Here is a 13,613-nt window from a genome sequence, read left to right on the forward strand (position 1 = left end):
AGGTTCAAATCCTGTCCCCGCACCCAAATCTTCTACAAATGGCCCTCGCTAGCGCGGGGGCCTTTTGTCGTTTCGGGATCCGCTCATGACCGACCGCTATCCGCCAGATCGCTACCTGGACGACCTGACCGTCGGCGAGACCTGGATCGGCCAGCCGTTCGTGCTGTCGCAGGCCGAGATCCTCGACTTCGCCCGCGCCTATGATCCGCAGCCGATGCATGTCGACCTGGAGGTCGCCGCGGCCGGCCGGTTCGGCGGGATCATCGCCAGCGGCTGGCACGTGGCCTCGCGGGTGATGCGCGAATATGTCGACACCGCCCCGTTCGGCGCCACGCCGATGCTGGGCATCCGCATCGACGAACTGACTTGGCTCAAGCCCGTGCGTCCCGGCGACGCCCTGACCGTCCATCGCGAGATCGTCGAGGTCGCGCGTTCGCGCTCCAAGCCCGATCGCGGGACCATCCGCACCTTCACGCGGGTGACCAACCAGCACGGCGAGCCGGTCCTGACCTTCTTCAACCTGATCCAGATGCCGGCCCATGCGGGCGTGACCCTGTAAGGCGGCTTGCCATCGCGCCCGGCTCGCCCTCAGTCTGCGGGCCTCGCGATGGGGGCTTATCGAATGCGGCGACGGACGGTTCTGGCGGGCGGCGTGCTGGCGTCGGCCCTGGCGCTGACTGGGACGTTTCCCGCGTTCGCCGCGCCGCTGTCGCCGAACAGGGCCCGCGAGGTCGACGCCATCGCCGCCGAGGTGCTGGCCGCCACCGGCGCGCCCTCGGCCTCGGTGGCCATCGTCGAGGATGGCGAGCCCGTCTACGCCAAGGCCTACGGCCTGGCGCGCCTGTCGCCGGCCGTTCCGGCCACCACGTCCACCCGCTACGGGATCGCTTCGGTCAGCAAGCAGTTCACCGCCGCGGCGATCCTGCTGCTGGTGGAGGACGGCAAGGTCTCGCTGGACGATCCGGTCGGCAGGTACGTGCCCGGCCTGACCGACGGCGATCGGATCACCCTGCGCCAGGTGCTGTCGCACACCGCCGGCTATCGGGACTACTGGCCCCAGGACTTCGTGTTCGAGGCCATGCGCGCGCCAACCACGCAGCAGAAGATCCTCGACGGCTGGGCGAGGATCCCGCTCGACTATCCGCCCGGGGAGCAGTGGCGCTATTCCAACACCGGCTTCGTCATCGCCGGCCTGGTGGTCGAGACGGTCTCGGGCGAGCCGCTGTTTCCCTTTCTCAAGCGGCGGATCTTCGATCCCCTGGGCATGAGCGGCGTCACCGAGGACGACAGCAAGGCGCTGTCGCCGCCAGACGCCGGCCACTACACCCGCTATGGCCTGGGGCCCGTGGTCGCGGCCGACAAGGAAGGGCCCGGCTGGCTGTTCGGCGCGGCCGAACTGGCCATGTCGCCGTCCGACCTCGCCCGCTGGAACCGGGCGATGATCCGCCGCGAGCTGCTCAAGCCCGTCTCGTGGGAAGCGATGACCACCTCGGTGGAGCTGTCGAGCGGCGCGCCCGCCGGCTACGGCCTGGGCGTCTCGGTCAAGGTGCGTGACGGGGTCACCAGCATCAGCCACGGCGGCATGCTGTCGGGCGTGCTGACCAGCAACACCGTCTGGCCGGGCGAGAAGCGGGCGGTGACCGTGGTTTCGAACGCCGACTTCGGCGAGCCGCAGACGGCCATCTCGCAGCGCATTGCCTTCCTGCTGCGGCCCTCGACGGGGGCGACGGCGACGGCGCGGACCCTGGTCGCCCAGCTGCAGGCGGGAACGATCGACCAGGCCCTGCTGACCGCCAACGGCAAGGCCTGGTTCACGGCCGCGCGCCTGGCCGACTTCAAGCAGAGCCTTTCCCCGCTTGGACCCTTGCGCATGCTCGAGGGCCAGGGCGTCCAAGTGCGCGGCGGCATGACCTGGCATGGTTTCGACGCGGCCTTCGGCGGGCGGACCCTGTCGGTGTCGATGCGGCTGACGCCGGACGGCAGGGTCGAGCAGTTCCTGATCGGGCCGAAGGCGGGCTGACGGACGAACAAGGCGAGGGGCGGGCGATGGGCGACGTGTTCGAGGGCTTTTCCCGGTTCGAGTTCGACGACGGCCGCTGGAGCCGCTCGGTCTGGCGGATGGGAACGGGACCGGCGGTGATCGTCGTCCACGAGATCCCGGGCCTGCATCCCGGCGTGCTGGACTTCGCCCGCGAGGTGGCGGCCGCCGGCATGACGGTCTTCTGTCCCAGCCTGTTCGGTGAACCCGGCCGGCCGGTCAGCCGCGGCTATGGCGCGGCTTCGTCGTTGCAGATCGCCTGCGTGCGGCGCGAGTTCAATCTGTGGCGCGGCGGCAGGTCGAGCCCGATCGTCGACTGGCTGCGGGCCCTGGCCCGCCAGGTTCACGCCGAGTGCGGCGGCAGGGGCGTCGGGGCGGTGGGCATGTGCGTGACCGGCGGCTTCGCCCTGGCGATGATGACCGAGCCCTGCGTGGTGGCGCCGGTTCTGTCGCAACCCTCCCTGCCGGTGACGGCCAAGGGCGAGCTTGACCTGTCGGCCGAGGAGCTGGCCTGCGCCAAGAGGCGGTTCGAGGCCGAGGACCTGTCGCTGATCGCCCTGCGCTACAAGACCGACTGGCATGTTCAGGACGGCCGCTTCACGCGGCTGAAGGCCGAGTTCGGCGAGCGGGCCGAACTGATCGAGCTCGATGACGCCGACGCCAACGGCTATCGGGTGATCCCGCCGCATTCGGTGCTGACGCTGCACCTGGACCGGGATCGTCCGGACGGGGCGGGGATGGTCGCGGCGCGGCGGGTGGTGGCGTTCTTCCGGGAACGGACGGGGGCGTGACCGGGATCCTCCCCCGGAAGGGGGAGGTGGCCCGAAGGGCCGGAGGGGGAAGTTCCTGCTGAATTTGAGGGCGGCTGCTGGCTCGCAGGCCACCTCCCCCTCCGTCGGCTTCGCCGACACCTCCCCCTTCAGGGGGAGGGTCTTGATGCTGGACTTTTCCACGCTACGCGCCTAGACACCGCGCCTTCGATTTTCCCCCGCGCTACCGGCGTTCGATCCGCCGGCCGGGCTGCAAAGGCTATCCGCGCATGAAGCGCCATTCCGACAAATCCAAGGATGGACCGACCGGTCCGTCGCAACGCCAGCTCCGCGCTGGCGAACTGATCCGTCACGCCCTGGTCGACATCCTTCGCGAGGAGGAGCTGCAGGACGAGGCCCTGGTCGGCGTCGCCATCACCGTCTCCGAAGTGCGGATGAGCCCCGACCTGAAGCACGCCATCTGCTTCGTCGAGCCCCTGGGCGCGGGCCTGGCCGAGCAGGGCGCGGCCCAGAACGTCGACGAGATCATCAAGGGCCTGAACCGCGTGGCCAAGTTCCTGCGCGGGCGCCTGGGCCGGTCGATCGACATGAAGTTCACGCCCGACCTGAAGTTCATCCACGACGAGAGCTTCGGCACGGCGGCCTACATGGACAAGCTGTTCCTCGATCCGCGCGTGCGCCAGGACACCGAGCGCCGCCTGTCCGACGTGCTGGACGAAGACGAGGACTGAGCCATGGCGCGCCGCAAGAAGGGTGACGCCGTCTCGGGCTGGGTGTGCCTGGACAAGCCCTACGACCTGACCTCGACCAGCGCCGTTTCCCGCGTGCGCCGGGCGTTCAACGCCCAGAAGGCCGGCCACGCCGGCACGCTGGACCCGCTGGCCACCGGCATCCTGCCGCTGGCCCTGGGCGAGGCGACCAAGACCGTCCCGTTCCTGATGGACGCCGACAAGGCCTATCGCTTCACCATCGAGTGGGGGCGCAACACCACCACGCTGGACCGTGAAGGCGAGACGACGGCGTCGTCCGACGTACGCCCGGCGCTCGAGGCGATCGAGGCGGCCCTGCCGGCCTTCGTCGGCGAGGTCGACCAGGTGCCGCCCAACTTCTCGGCCATCAAGGTCGACGGCGAGCGCGCCTATGACCTGGCCCGCGATGGCGTGGAGTTCGAACTCCAGACCCGCAAGGTGACGATCCACGCCCTGCGCGTGCTGTCGGTTCCCGACGCCGACCACGTGGAGCTGGAGATGGAATGCGGCAAGGGCACCTATGTGCGCGCCGTGGTCCGGGATCTGGCGGCGGCGCTCGGCGCCTGTGGACATGTCAGCCAGCTTCGCCGCACGCGGGTCGGCCAGTTCACCGAGGACTCGGCGATAAGTCTGGAAACTCTAGAGAATTTGGGCTATGAGGCCCGACTGTCGGAGGCATTGCTTCCGGTCGAGACCGCGCTGGACGACATCCCGGCGTTGGCCGTGACCGATGAAGACGCCTTCCGGCTTGCGCAAGGACGCGCCATCGTTCTGCTACCCAGGCAGGTGGAAACGCTGAAAGCCGAGCTTACGCCCGGTGACCGCACCGTTTCCGCCATGTCCGGAGAACGCCTGGTGGCCTTGTGCGAGATGCGCGCCGGAAAGCTCAATCCGGTGCGGGTCTTCCAACTCACCTGAGCGGAGACAACCCGATGTCGATCACTGCCGAGCGCAAGAGCGCTCTTATCGCCGAGCACGCCCGCACCGAGGGTGACACCGGCAGCGCCGAAGTCCAGGTCGCGATCCTCTCGGAGCGCATCTCGAACCTGACCGAGCACTTCAAGACCCACAAGAAGGACAACCACAGCCGTCGTGGCCTGCTGAAGCTGGTTTCCCAGCGTCGCCGTCTCCTCGACCACCTGAAGAAGTCCGATGAAGGCCGTTACGCGGCTCTCATCGAGAAGCTGGGTCTGCGCCGCTAAGGCGCATTTCCGCCGCCTTACCCCGGTAAGGCGGCGGAACGCTATTTGGGATCGACGCTCCGAGACAGGCCGGGGCTGAAGATCCAAGGGCTCCGCGCCTGAGAAGGTCCGGCGCTCCGTACGTCCGAGGGTTCACGTCCTCAAACCCCCGCCTGTCGAACCTTGGATGAGGATCATCGGCCCGGCTTCCATTAAGCCGTCCGGCCCCTGTCCGTCCCCGACGGGAATCCGCCCGCGGGAACCGAAAGAAGAAAAATGTTCGATATCAAGCGCAAGACGATCGAGTGGGGCGGCAAGACGCTGATCCTCGAAACCGGTCGCATCGCCCGTCAAGCCGACGGCGCCGTCCTGGCCACCATGGGCGAAACCGTCGTCCTGGCCACCGCCGTGTTCGCCAAGAAGGCGAAGCCCGGCCAAGATTTCTTCCCGCTGACGGTCAACTACCAGGAAAAGACCTTCGCGGCCGGCAAGATCCCGGGCGGCTACTTCAAGCGTGAAGGCCGTCCGTCGGAAAAGGAGACCCTGGTCTCCCGCCTGATCGACCGTCCGATCCGCCCGCTGTTCGTCAAGGGCTTCAAGAACGAAGTCCAGGTCGTCGTCACGGTGCTGCAGCACGACCTCGAGAACGATCCCGACATCATCGGCATGGTCGCCGCCTCGGCCGCCCTGACCCTGTCGGGCGCCCCGTTCATGGGCCCGATCGGCGCGGCTCGCGTCGGCTGGGTGAACGGTGAATACGTGCTGAACCCGACGCTCGACGAGCTGAAGGAAAGCGCGATGGACCTGGTCGTGGCCGGCACCGCCGACGCCGTGATGATGGTCGAAAGCGAAATCAAGGAACTCTCGGAAGAGATCGTCCTGGGCGGCGTCAACTTCGCCCACCAGCAGATGCAGGCCGTGATCGACGGCATCATCGACCTGGCCGAACACGCCGCCAAGGAGCCGTTCGACTTCCAGGCCGAAGACACCGACGCCCTGAAGGCCGAAGTGAAGAAGGCCGTGGGTCAGGACCTGGCCGACGCCTACAAGATCCGCACCAAGGCCGACCGCGTCGCCGCCCTCGGCGCCGCCAAGACCAAGGCCATCGAGACCTTCGCCAAGAGCGACACGAACCCGGCCGGCATCGATCCGCTGAAGCTGGTTTCGGTGTTCAAGGAACTGGAAGCCGACATCGTCCGTCGCTCGATCCTCGACACCGGGATCCGCATCGACGGCCGTGACGTCCGCACCGTTCGTCCGATCCTGGGCGAAGTCGGCATCCTGCCGCGCACCCACGGCTCGGCCCTGTTCACCCGCGGCGAGACCCAGGCGATCGTGGTCGCCACCCTGGGCACCGGCGACGACGAGCAGTTCATCGACGCCCTGGAAGGCACCTACAAGGAATCCTTCCTGCTGCACTACAACTTCCCCCCCTACTCGGTGGGTGAGACCGGCCGCATGGGTTCGCCCGGCCGTCGCGAAATCGGCCACGGCAAGCTGGCCTGGCGCGCCCTGCGCCCGATGCTGCCGGCCAAGGAAGACTTCCCCTACACCATCCGCCTGGTCTCCGAGATCACCGAGTCGAACGGCTCGTCCTCGATGGCCACGGTCTGCGGTTCGTCGCTGGCCATGATGGACGCCGGCGTGCCGCTGGTTCGTCCGGTGTCGGGCATCGCCATGGGCCTGATCCTGGAAAAGGACGGTTTCGCCGTTCTGTCCGACATCCTGGGTGACGAAGATCACCTGGGCGACATGGACTTCAAGGTCGCCGGCACCAGCGAAGGCCTGACCTCGCTGCAGATGGACATCAAGATCGCCGGCATCACGCCCGCGATCATGGAGCAGGCCCTGGCTCAAGCCAAGGAAGGCCGCGCGCACATCCTCGGCGAGATGAACAAGGCCATGGAAGCGCCGCGTGAAGACGTCGGCGAGTTCGCTCCGAAGATCGAGACCATCACCATCCCGACCGACAAGATCCGTGAAGTGATCGGCACCGGCGGCAAGGTGATCCGCGAGATCGTCGCCACCACCGGCGCCAAGGTCGACATCAACGACGAAGGCACCGTGAAGGTCTCGGCCTCGGACGGCGCCAAGATCAAGGCCGCGATCGACTGGATCAAGTCGATCACGCAGGAAGCTGAAGTCGGCGCGATCTACGACGGCAAGGTCGTCAAGGTCGTCGATTTCGGCGCCTTCGTGAACTTCTTCGGCGCCAAGGACGGCCTCGTCCACGTCAGCCAGATCAGCAACGAACGCGTCGCCAAGCCGTCGGACGTGCTGAAGGAAGGCCAGATGGTCAAGGTGAAGCTCCTGGGCTTCGACGACCGCGGCAAGACCAAGCTGTCGATGAAGGTCGTCGACCAGACGACGGGTGAAGACCTGTCGAAGAAGGCCGAAGTGACCCCGGAGGAAGCCGTCAACACCTGATGACGGCTTTCAGGGCGACCTGAAAATGCAGCGGGCGGCTCCGAAAGGGGCCGCCCGTTTTGCGTTCCGGGGCCCTGGGGGAAGCGCGTGCCTAGGCCCTTTTCCTGCCTTCCTGGGCCTTGCGCCCAGGATCCATCGTTCAGCCTGTTCGGACCTTTCGAGTTTGGCCGTGATCTGAGCCGCGGCCGCCATGGGCCTTCGCCACAAGGGCGAGGGAGGCGGAGATAAGTGGCCGTTTCTCTAAGCCCGCCCAGCCTGGGCCGACAGGTGATCGGCGGTGACGCCGATCTTGGCCAGGGCGCGAGTCCACTTGCTCTCGTGGTCGTCGCCGAACAGCAGGGCTTCGTCGGCGTCGCAGATGAGCCAGACGTTGTCGCGCAGCTCCTGCTCCAGCTGGCCGGGGCCCCAGCCGGAATAGCCCAGCGCCAGGATGGCGCGGCGTGGGCGGTGGATGCGGCTGCCCAGAGCGTCCAGCGCGTCGCGGGTGACGGTCAGGGCCAGGCCGTCGGCCACCGGCGAGGTGGAGTCGGGCGAGACGTAGTCGTCGGTGTGCAGCACGAAGCCGCGCTCGCGCTCGACCGGGCCGCCCAGCATGACCAGGTCGCTGGGGGCGCGCACTTCGGGCTCGACGCCCAGCTTGTCGAGCAACTCGTACACCGTCAGGCCCTCGACCGGGCGGTTGACCGCCAGGCCCATGGCCTGCTCGTCGTCGTGCGAGCACAGGTAGACGACGGCGCGCTCGAAGCGCGGGTCCTCGATGCCGGGCATGGCCACCAGGAGCCGGCCGGTCAGGAATTGGCCCTCGCCGTCGAGGGGAGCGGTCTCGGGAGCGTCCATCTGTTGAGGATCGGCACACAACGCGTCGGTTTCAAGTCAAACCACGTTATTGGCGAACCGATCCGGACGCTTTATCTCCGGGACGCCCTTTCAGCACAGGATGACACCATGGCGATCAAGGTTGGCGACACGCTTCCGGCGGCCACGTTCATGACCAGCACGGCCGAAGGCCCCGCTCCGGTCACTTCCGACGACCTCTTCAAGGGCAAGACCGTCGCCCTCTTCGCCGTCCCCGGCGCGTTCACCCCGACCTGCTCGGCCAAGCACCTGCCGGGCTTCAAGGAGAATGCGGCCGAACTCAAGGCCAAGGGCGTCGACACCATCGCCTGCATCTCGGTCAACGACGTCTTCGTGATGAAGGCCTGGGGCGCCGACCAGGGCATTTCGGACGAAGTGCTGCTGCTGGCCGACGGCAACGGCGACTTCACCCGCGCCATCGGCCTGGACTTCGACGGCAGCAAGTTCGGCATGGGCTCGCGCTCGCAGCGCTACTCGCTGATCGCCAAGGACGGCGTCGTCACGACGCTGAACGTCGAGGAAGCCGGCGAATTCAAGGTCTCGTCGGCCGACTACATGCTGGGCCAGCTGTAAGCAGGTCCTGGCCCGCCCTCGTCCGGAGTTCATCCTCGGGCCGACCGTTGGTCGGACCCGGGCGGCAAGCTCAGGATGAGGGCTACCGACGGGCCGCAACAGTCGAGAACCTCACCCTGAGCCTGTCGAATCGAAGGGTGGGGTTCTCGCAGCCCTTACGCCGAGATCGCGTGCAGTTCGGCGGCGTGCGCCCGCAGCCAGGCGCGATGCGGCGCGGGATCGCCGATCAGGGTCTCGCACAGCGCCCAGAAGCGCGGGCCGTGATTGGCCTCGACCAGGTGGGCGCATTCGTGGGCGACGACGTAGTCGGCCACCGCCGCCGGCGCCAGCACCAGCCGCCAGCTGTAGCGGATCGCCGCCGGCGCGCCGGGACGCGCGGGCCGGCACGAGCCCCAGCGGGCCTTGGGGTCGGCCACCGCCACCGACGGCGTCGGCCGTCCCAGCCGTCCGGCGTGATGGGCGGTGCGCTCGGTCAGGATCTCCAGCGCCCGGTGCTTGACCAGCCGCAGGATCTTCAAGGACCAGTTGGCGTCGTCGGGGGCGATCAAGGCCTCGTCGGTCATCCGCGCCCGGCCCGGCCCGACCTCCAGCCGATAGGCCTTGCCCCAGATCTTCAGCACGCCGCCGGGCTCGATCACCTGGCGGCCGGGCAGGGCGGCCAGCTGCAGGCTCATCCAGCCGGCCTTCTCGCGGGCGAAGGCCACGGCCTCGGTCAGCCGGCGCGGGGTGGGGGCGATGGCGACGATCTCAGACTTGGCCCGGTCGACCCGCAGCGACACCCGCCGCGCACGGCCGTCCACCTTCAGCCGCACGGCGCAGCGCTCGATCTCCAGCCGGTCGCCGTCGGCGAAGCGTTGGGGAGCGGCCTTGGGCTGCGGGCGAAAGAGGTTCATCACGCTCCTAGATCGCGCCCGCCGGGCCGGCGCGCAAGAGCCGCCTTCGCCTCTCCGATGGACGAAGAGGTCTTTCGCGATGCGGCGCGCTCGCCAGACCTGCGATAGGATCGCAATCTCTCCCGGAGGTTTTCGTGCTCGACCTCGTCTGCCTGTCCGAACCGTTCTGCCTGACGCGCGACTACGCGCCGGCCTCGGAAGTGGTCGGCTTCCATCGCGTCGTCCGTGACGGCCGGCCTGTCGAGGCTTCGCCCGAGGCGGTGGCGCGGCTGGGGGTGACGGTGCGGTTCGTCGCCAGCGACAACCTCGTCACGCTGGCGGCCGACGGCCTGCGTCAGACCTGCGTCGACGGCGCCTGCGTGGTGTTCCGAAGCTGGTGCGAGGGTCTGACCTGCTCGTGGCAGGCCGGGGCGGCGGATGGTCGGGCCGAGCCTTTCCTGCATGAGATCAAGCTGCAGGCCGTCAGCGCCGAGGCCCTGGCGCGGGCCAAGGCCGAGGTCTTCGTCTCGCTCGACGGCGGCCGGCGGCGGCTGTCGCTGGCGCAGCTGGGCGAGGGTGGGCCGGCGGCTCCCGGCCTCTACACCGCCCCGGTCCGTCCCGGGGATCGCCGCCTCCGGAGGCCGGCCGACTAGGTCTTCTTGCCGGCGAAGTTGGGATCGGTGCGCAGGATGAAGTCGCGCACCTTGGGATAGATCTCTTCGCGGAACCGGCGGCCGTTGAACACCCCGTAGTGGCCGACGCCCGGCTGGACGTAGTCTTCCTTGAGGTTGGCCGGAAGGCTGGAGCACAGGTCGTGGGCGGCCTGGGTCTGGCCGATGCCGGAGATGTCGTCCTTCTCGCCCTCGACGGTCATCAGGCCGATGTCGGTGATGGCCCCGGGATCCACCTTGCGACCCCGGTGCATCAGCTCGCCCTTGGGCAGCAGGTGGCGCTGGAAGACGATGTCGATGGTCTGGAGATAGAACTCCTCGGTCAGGTCCAGCACCGACAGGTACTCGTCGTAGAACTCCAGGTGCTTGTCGGCCCCGTCGCCGTCGCCCTCGACCAGGCTGTTGAAGTAGCGGCGGTGGGCTTCCTGGTGCTTGTCGGCGTTCATGCTCATGAAGCTGGCCAGCTGCACGAAGCCCGGATAGACGCGCCGGCCCATGCCCGGATAGGGCGCGGGCACGGTGTAGATCATGTTGGACTGGAACCAGGTGAAGGGCTTTTCCTCCGCCAGGTTGTTGGTCACGGTCGGCGACAGGCGCGCGTCGATCGGCGAGCCCATGAAGGTCATGCTGGCCGGGCGCGACGGATCGCCGTCCTCGGCCATCAGGGCGGCGGCGGCCAGCACCGGCGGCCCGGGCTGGCAGACGGCCAGCACGTTGGGACGCGGGCCCAGCACCCGCAGCATGTCGCGGATGTGGTCGATATAGTCGTGGAAGTCGAAGCGGCCCTGCAGGACCGAGACTTCGCGGGCGTTCTGCCAGTCGACGATGAACACCGCGTGGTCGGGCAGGAAGGCCTCGACCGTGCCGCGCAGCAGCGTGGCGTAGTGGCCCGACAGCGGCGCGACGATCAGCACGGCCGGGTCCAGCTCGAACTTGCCGGCCCGGCGCATGTCGGCCATGTCGCGGTCGAACTGGATCAGGCGAGCCCAGGGGCTCTGCCAGACGACGGTCGGGCGCACGCGCACGTCGACGTCGTTGATCTTGACCGTGTCGATGCGCCAGTCGGGCTTGCCGTAGCGACGGGTGACGTTGGAGAACAGGTCCGCGCCTGCATAGAGCCGCCGGCCGAGTTCGGTGTTGGCGGCCGGGTTCAGCGGCGAGCCCCAGAAGTCCCGGGCCGCGCGGGCGGCCAGGCGCATGGGGGTCGAGGCGTAGAAGCTCGCTTCGTGCAGGGCGTAGAGCATGCCGTCTCCAGCGATTGTGCGCTGCAACATAACACGCCGGCCGTTAAGAAGGTACAGCCCTGAGGTGACCTAACGGCGCCGCGATGCAAAAAATGGGTTCAGCGACCTTCCATCGCCGCCTTCAGCTGGCGGGCGATCTCTTCGGGCGGGCTGCTGTAGGCGATGACGCGGTCGAAGCGGCCCTTGGGGTCGATGACGTAGATCGCCGTGGAGTGGTCGATGCTGTAGTCGGGGCCGTCGCCGACCTTGCCGGCATAGGCGCGGTAGGTCTTCACCGTGGCGTCCACCTGGGCCTGGGTCCCGGTCAGGCCGACGATGTTACTGGGCAGGTGGCCGGCGGTCAGGTAGGCCTTCATCTGGGCCGGGGTGTCGCGGGCCGGGTCGACCGAGATCATGACGATCTGCAGGTCCTTGGCCTTGGGGCCCAGCTGGTCGCTGGCGGTCGCCAGGGCCTGCAGGGTGCCGGGGCAGACGTCGGGGCAGTAGGTGAAGCCGAAGAACATCGCGCTCCACTTGCCCTTCAGCACGCTCTCGTCGGCCGGTTTGCCGTCATAGTCGACCAGCTGGAACGGTCCGCCCACCGCCGCCGGCTTGGGCGCGGGGTGGAAGACGCCGCTCTGGACGATCAGCGCGCCGGCCACCAGGACCCCCACGATGCAGACAGCCAGGACCATCAGGCGGTTGCGGTTCATGGGTTTGCATCCTTTGGGGCTCGCCAGATCGAAATTTCTGGCCTTAATGTGGCGTCATGGCCGACGCTTCGTTCAAGGACGCGCCGAAGAAACCATCACCCGACGGGCTCGATAGGCCCGACGGCGCAGGTGCGCAAGACAGCGACGACTGGTCCTGGGCCGGCCCCGGGCTGCGCCAGGGACGCCTTCGCGTTCGAACATTGATCGCCCAACGCTGGCTGACGGTGGCGGGCCAGTCGGTGACGGTGCTGTTCTGCGGCCTCGTCCTCGACCGGCAGATTCCCTACGCCCTGTGCTTCTCGCTGATCGCCCTGTCGGCCTGGCTGAACGTGCTGATCGGCCTGGCCTCCACCGGCCAGCGCCTGGCCCGCGATGTCGAGGCCACCGCCCAGATCGCCTTCGACATCCTGCAGCTGTCGGGGATGCTGTATCTGACCGGCGGGGTCTACAACCCGTTCTCCCTGCTGCTGATCGCGCCGGTGACCCTGGCGGCGGCCACCCTGCCGGCGCGCTATGCTCTCGGCCTGGGCGTGCTGGCGGTGATCGCCACCATCGTGCTGGCCTTCCTCTACATGCCCTTGCCCGTGGCCATCGGCGTTTCGCCGCCCCGGCCCGAGGCCTCGCTGCTGGCCGGCATCGCCGCGGCCCGGATCCTGGGCATCGTCGTCACCGGCCTCTATGCCTGGCAGGCCGCGACGGAGTCGGCCCGCATGGAGCTGGCCCTCAACGTCACCGAGACCGTGCTGGCCCGCGAGCAGCGCCTGTCGGCCCTGGGCGCCCTGGCGGCCGCGGCGGCGCACGAGCTGGGCACGCCCCTGGCCACCATCTCGGTCGTCGCCCGGGAGATGGCGCGCGGCGCGCCCGACGAGCAGACGCGCGAGGACGCCGAGCTCTTGATCGGCCAGGCCGCCCGCTGCCGCGAGATCCTGCAGCGCCTGACCGAAATGCCCGAGGCCCAGGACGCCGTCCACGAGCGCATGAGCCTGACCCAGCTGGTGCACGAGATCATCGAGCCGCACATGATCCACGGCGTGCGGGTCGAGGCGGTGGTCAACGGCCCCTCCGGCGAGTCGGCTCCCGACGTCTGGCGCCGGGCCGAGGTGATCCACGCCCTGACCTCGATCGTCGAGAACGCCGTCGACTTCGCCCGCTCGGAGGTGATCGTCGTGGCCCGCTTCGATCCGCGCTCGATCCTGATCGAGGTGCGCGACGACGGCCCGGGCTTCTCGCCCGAGGTGTTGGCCAAGCTGGGCGAGCCCTACGTGACCTCGCGTCCGGGGGCCGAAGGCTCGCGCACCGGCCACATCGGCATGGGTCTGGGCTTCTTCATCGCCAAGACCCTCCTGGAACGGACTGGCGCCGCCGTGGATTTCAGGAACGGTCGTCGCGGCGGCGCGGTGGTCGCGGCCCGTTGGCCACGCCCGGCGATGGAAGCTCCTGGCTTCATCGGGGTTTGAGTACGAAAGACTTGCGAAGTTTTGCAAGTCGTAGACAAGATGGCGATACGACACCCGGTTGAGTAATGGCGCGGGGAGGCGCTG

General features: G+C 68.3%; 14 protein-coding genes. 10 read left to right on the forward strand and 4 right to left on the reverse strand.

Going from position 1 to position 13,613, the window contains the following annotated elements; all coding sequences use genetic code 11:
• Window positions 1-85: 85 nt before the first annotated feature.
• The 7 genes from V6S85_RS25870 to pnp all read left to right on the forward strand — a co-directional run bounded on the left by V6S85_RS25870 (window position 86) and on the right by pnp (window position 7,165).
• Window positions 86-559, forward strand: a complete 474-nt coding sequence (locus tag V6S85_RS25870) for a MaoC family dehydratase (protein ID WP_116567668.1) — start codon at window positions 86-88, stop codon at window positions 557-559.
• A 63-nt stretch (window positions 560-622) separates the two neighbouring features.
• On the forward strand, window positions 623-2,020 hold the full coding sequence (locus V6S85_RS25875) for a serine hydrolase domain-containing protein (RefSeq protein WP_334350725.1): 1,398 nt from the start codon (window positions 623-625) through the stop codon (window positions 2,018-2,020).
• Between the two features lie 26 nt (window positions 2,021-2,046).
• The gene (locus V6S85_RS25880; RefSeq protein ID WP_334350726.1) at window positions 2,047-2,829 is read left to right on the forward strand and encodes a dienelactone hydrolase family protein; all 783 of its coding nucleotides are present in this window, start codon (window positions 2,047-2,049) and stop codon (window positions 2,827-2,829) included.
• Window positions 2,830-3,077: 248 nt separating this feature from the next.
• Entirely contained in the window at window positions 3,078-3,539 is a 462-nt protein-coding gene (gene rbfA, locus V6S85_RS25885; protein WP_334350727.1) for a 30S ribosome-binding factor RbfA, read from the forward strand.
• Between the two features lie 3 nt (window positions 3,540-3,542).
• A complete protein-coding gene (gene truB, locus V6S85_RS25890) occupies window positions 3,543-4,475 on the forward strand; it encodes a tRNA pseudouridine(55) synthase TruB (RefSeq protein WP_116567677.1) in 933 nt (310 codons plus the stop codon).
• A 14-nt stretch (window positions 4,476-4,489) separates the two neighbouring features.
• On the forward strand, window positions 4,490-4,759 hold the full coding sequence (gene rpsO, locus V6S85_RS25895; protein WP_058348691.1) for a 30S ribosomal protein S15: 270 nt from the start codon (window positions 4,490-4,492) through the stop codon (window positions 4,757-4,759).
• A gap of 255 nt (window positions 4,760-5,014) precedes the next feature.
• Window positions 5,015-7,165: a polyribonucleotide nucleotidyltransferase gene (pnp, locus tag V6S85_RS25900; protein ID WP_334350728.1), complete on the forward strand. Its 2,151-nt coding sequence runs from the start codon at window positions 5,015-5,017 to the stop codon at window positions 7,163-7,165.
• 240 nt (window positions 7,166-7,405) lie between these two features.
• Here pnp and V6S85_RS25905 read toward each other — a convergent pair whose 3' ends face one another.
• Entirely contained in the window at window positions 7,406-8,002 is a 597-nt protein-coding gene (locus V6S85_RS25905; RefSeq protein ID WP_334350729.1) for a YqgE/AlgH family protein, read from the reverse strand.
• A 108-nt stretch (window positions 8,003-8,110) separates the two neighbouring features.
• Between V6S85_RS25905 and V6S85_RS25910 the strand changes: the two genes are divergently transcribed.
• Window positions 8,111-8,593: a peroxiredoxin gene (locus V6S85_RS25910; RefSeq protein ID WP_334350730.1), complete on the forward strand. Its 483-nt coding sequence runs from the start codon at window positions 8,111-8,113 to the stop codon at window positions 8,591-8,593.
• Between the two features lie 155 nt (window positions 8,594-8,748).
• Here the strand turns inward: V6S85_RS25910 and V6S85_RS25915 are convergent, their stop codons facing one another.
• Window positions 8,749-9,486: a YgjP family zinc-dependent metalloprotease gene (locus V6S85_RS25915; protein ID WP_334350731.1), complete on the reverse strand. Its 738-nt coding sequence runs from the start codon at window positions 9,484-9,486 to the stop codon at window positions 8,749-8,751.
• Window positions 9,487-9,620: 134 nt separating this feature from the next.
• Between V6S85_RS25915 and V6S85_RS25920 the strand changes: the two genes are divergently transcribed.
• Window positions 9,621-10,118: a hypothetical protein gene (locus tag V6S85_RS25920; RefSeq protein WP_334350732.1), complete on the forward strand. Its 498-nt coding sequence runs from the start codon at window positions 9,621-9,623 to the stop codon at window positions 10,116-10,118.
• Here V6S85_RS25920 and V6S85_RS25925 read toward each other — a convergent pair.
• Window positions 10,115-11,380: a polyhydroxyalkanoate depolymerase gene (locus V6S85_RS25925; RefSeq protein ID WP_334350733.1), complete on the reverse strand. Its 1,266-nt coding sequence runs from the start codon at window positions 11,378-11,380 to the stop codon at window positions 10,115-10,117. The two genes, V6S85_RS25920 and V6S85_RS25925, sit on opposite strands and share 4 nt — an antisense overlap.
• A gap of 98 nt (window positions 11,381-11,478) precedes the next feature.
• Window positions 11,479-12,072, reverse strand: coding sequence for an SCO family protein (locus V6S85_RS25930; RefSeq protein WP_334350734.1), 594 nt, complete (start codon window positions 12,070-12,072; stop codon window positions 11,479-11,481).
• A gap of 56 nt (window positions 12,073-12,128) precedes the next feature.
• On the opposite strand from V6S85_RS25930, the gene V6S85_RS25935 reads away from it, so the two are divergent.
• Entirely contained in the window at window positions 12,129-13,529 is a 1,401-nt protein-coding gene (locus V6S85_RS25935) for an ActS/PrrB/RegB family redox-sensitive histidine kinase (protein ID WP_116567689.1), read from the forward strand.
• Window positions 13,530-13,613: the final 84 nt, after the last annotated feature.

The organism is Caulobacter sp. CCNWLW153, assembly GCF_036889365.1.
Classification (GTDB): Bacteria; Pseudomonadota; Alphaproteobacteria; order Caulobacterales; family Caulobacteraceae; genus Caulobacter; species Caulobacter radicis.

Bases quoted from the DNA above. Each gene is read 5' to 3' on its own strand.
- V6S85_RS25870 (WP_116567668.1), top strand. From the start codon at position 86: ATGACCGACCGCTATCCGCCAGATCGCTACCTGGACGACCTGACCGTC.
- V6S85_RS25875 (WP_334350725.1), top strand. From the start codon at position 623: ATGCGGCGACGGACGGTTCTGGCGGGCGGCGTGCTGGCGTCGGCCCTG.
- V6S85_RS25880 (WP_334350726.1), top strand. From the start codon at position 2,047: ATGGGCGACGTGTTCGAGGGCTTTTCCCGGTTCGAGTTCGACGACGGC.
- rbfA (WP_334350727.1), top strand. From the start codon at position 3,078: ATGAAGCGCCATTCCGACAAATCCAAGGATGGACCGACCGGTCCGTCG.
- truB (WP_116567677.1), top strand. From the start codon at position 3,543: ATGGCGCGCCGCAAGAAGGGTGACGCCGTCTCGGGCTGGGTGTGCCTG.
- rpsO (WP_058348691.1), top strand. From the start codon at position 4,490: ATGTCGATCACTGCCGAGCGCAAGAGCGCTCTTATCGCCGAGCACGCC.
- pnp (WP_334350728.1), top strand. From the start codon at position 5,015: ATGTTCGATATCAAGCGCAAGACGATCGAGTGGGGCGGCAAGACGCTG.
- V6S85_RS25905 (WP_334350729.1), bottom strand. From the start codon at position 8,002: ATGGACGCTCCCGAGACCGCTCCCCTCGACGGCGAGGGCCAATTCCTG.
- V6S85_RS25910 (WP_334350730.1), top strand. From the start codon at position 8,111: ATGGCGATCAAGGTTGGCGACACGCTTCCGGCGGCCACGTTCATGACC.
- V6S85_RS25915 (WP_334350731.1), bottom strand. From the start codon at position 9,486: ATGAACCTCTTTCGCCCGCAGCCCAAGGCCGCTCCCCAACGCTTCGCC.
- V6S85_RS25925 (WP_334350733.1), bottom strand. From the start codon at position 11,380: ATGCTCTACGCCCTGCACGAAGCGAGCTTCTACGCCTCGACCCCCATG.
- V6S85_RS25930 (WP_334350734.1), bottom strand. From the start codon at position 12,072: ATGAACCGCAACCGCCTGATGGTCCTGGCTGTCTGCATCGTGGGGGTC.
- V6S85_RS25935 (WP_116567689.1), top strand. From the start codon at position 12,129: ATGGCCGACGCTTCGTTCAAGGACGCGCCGAAGAAACCATCACCCGAC.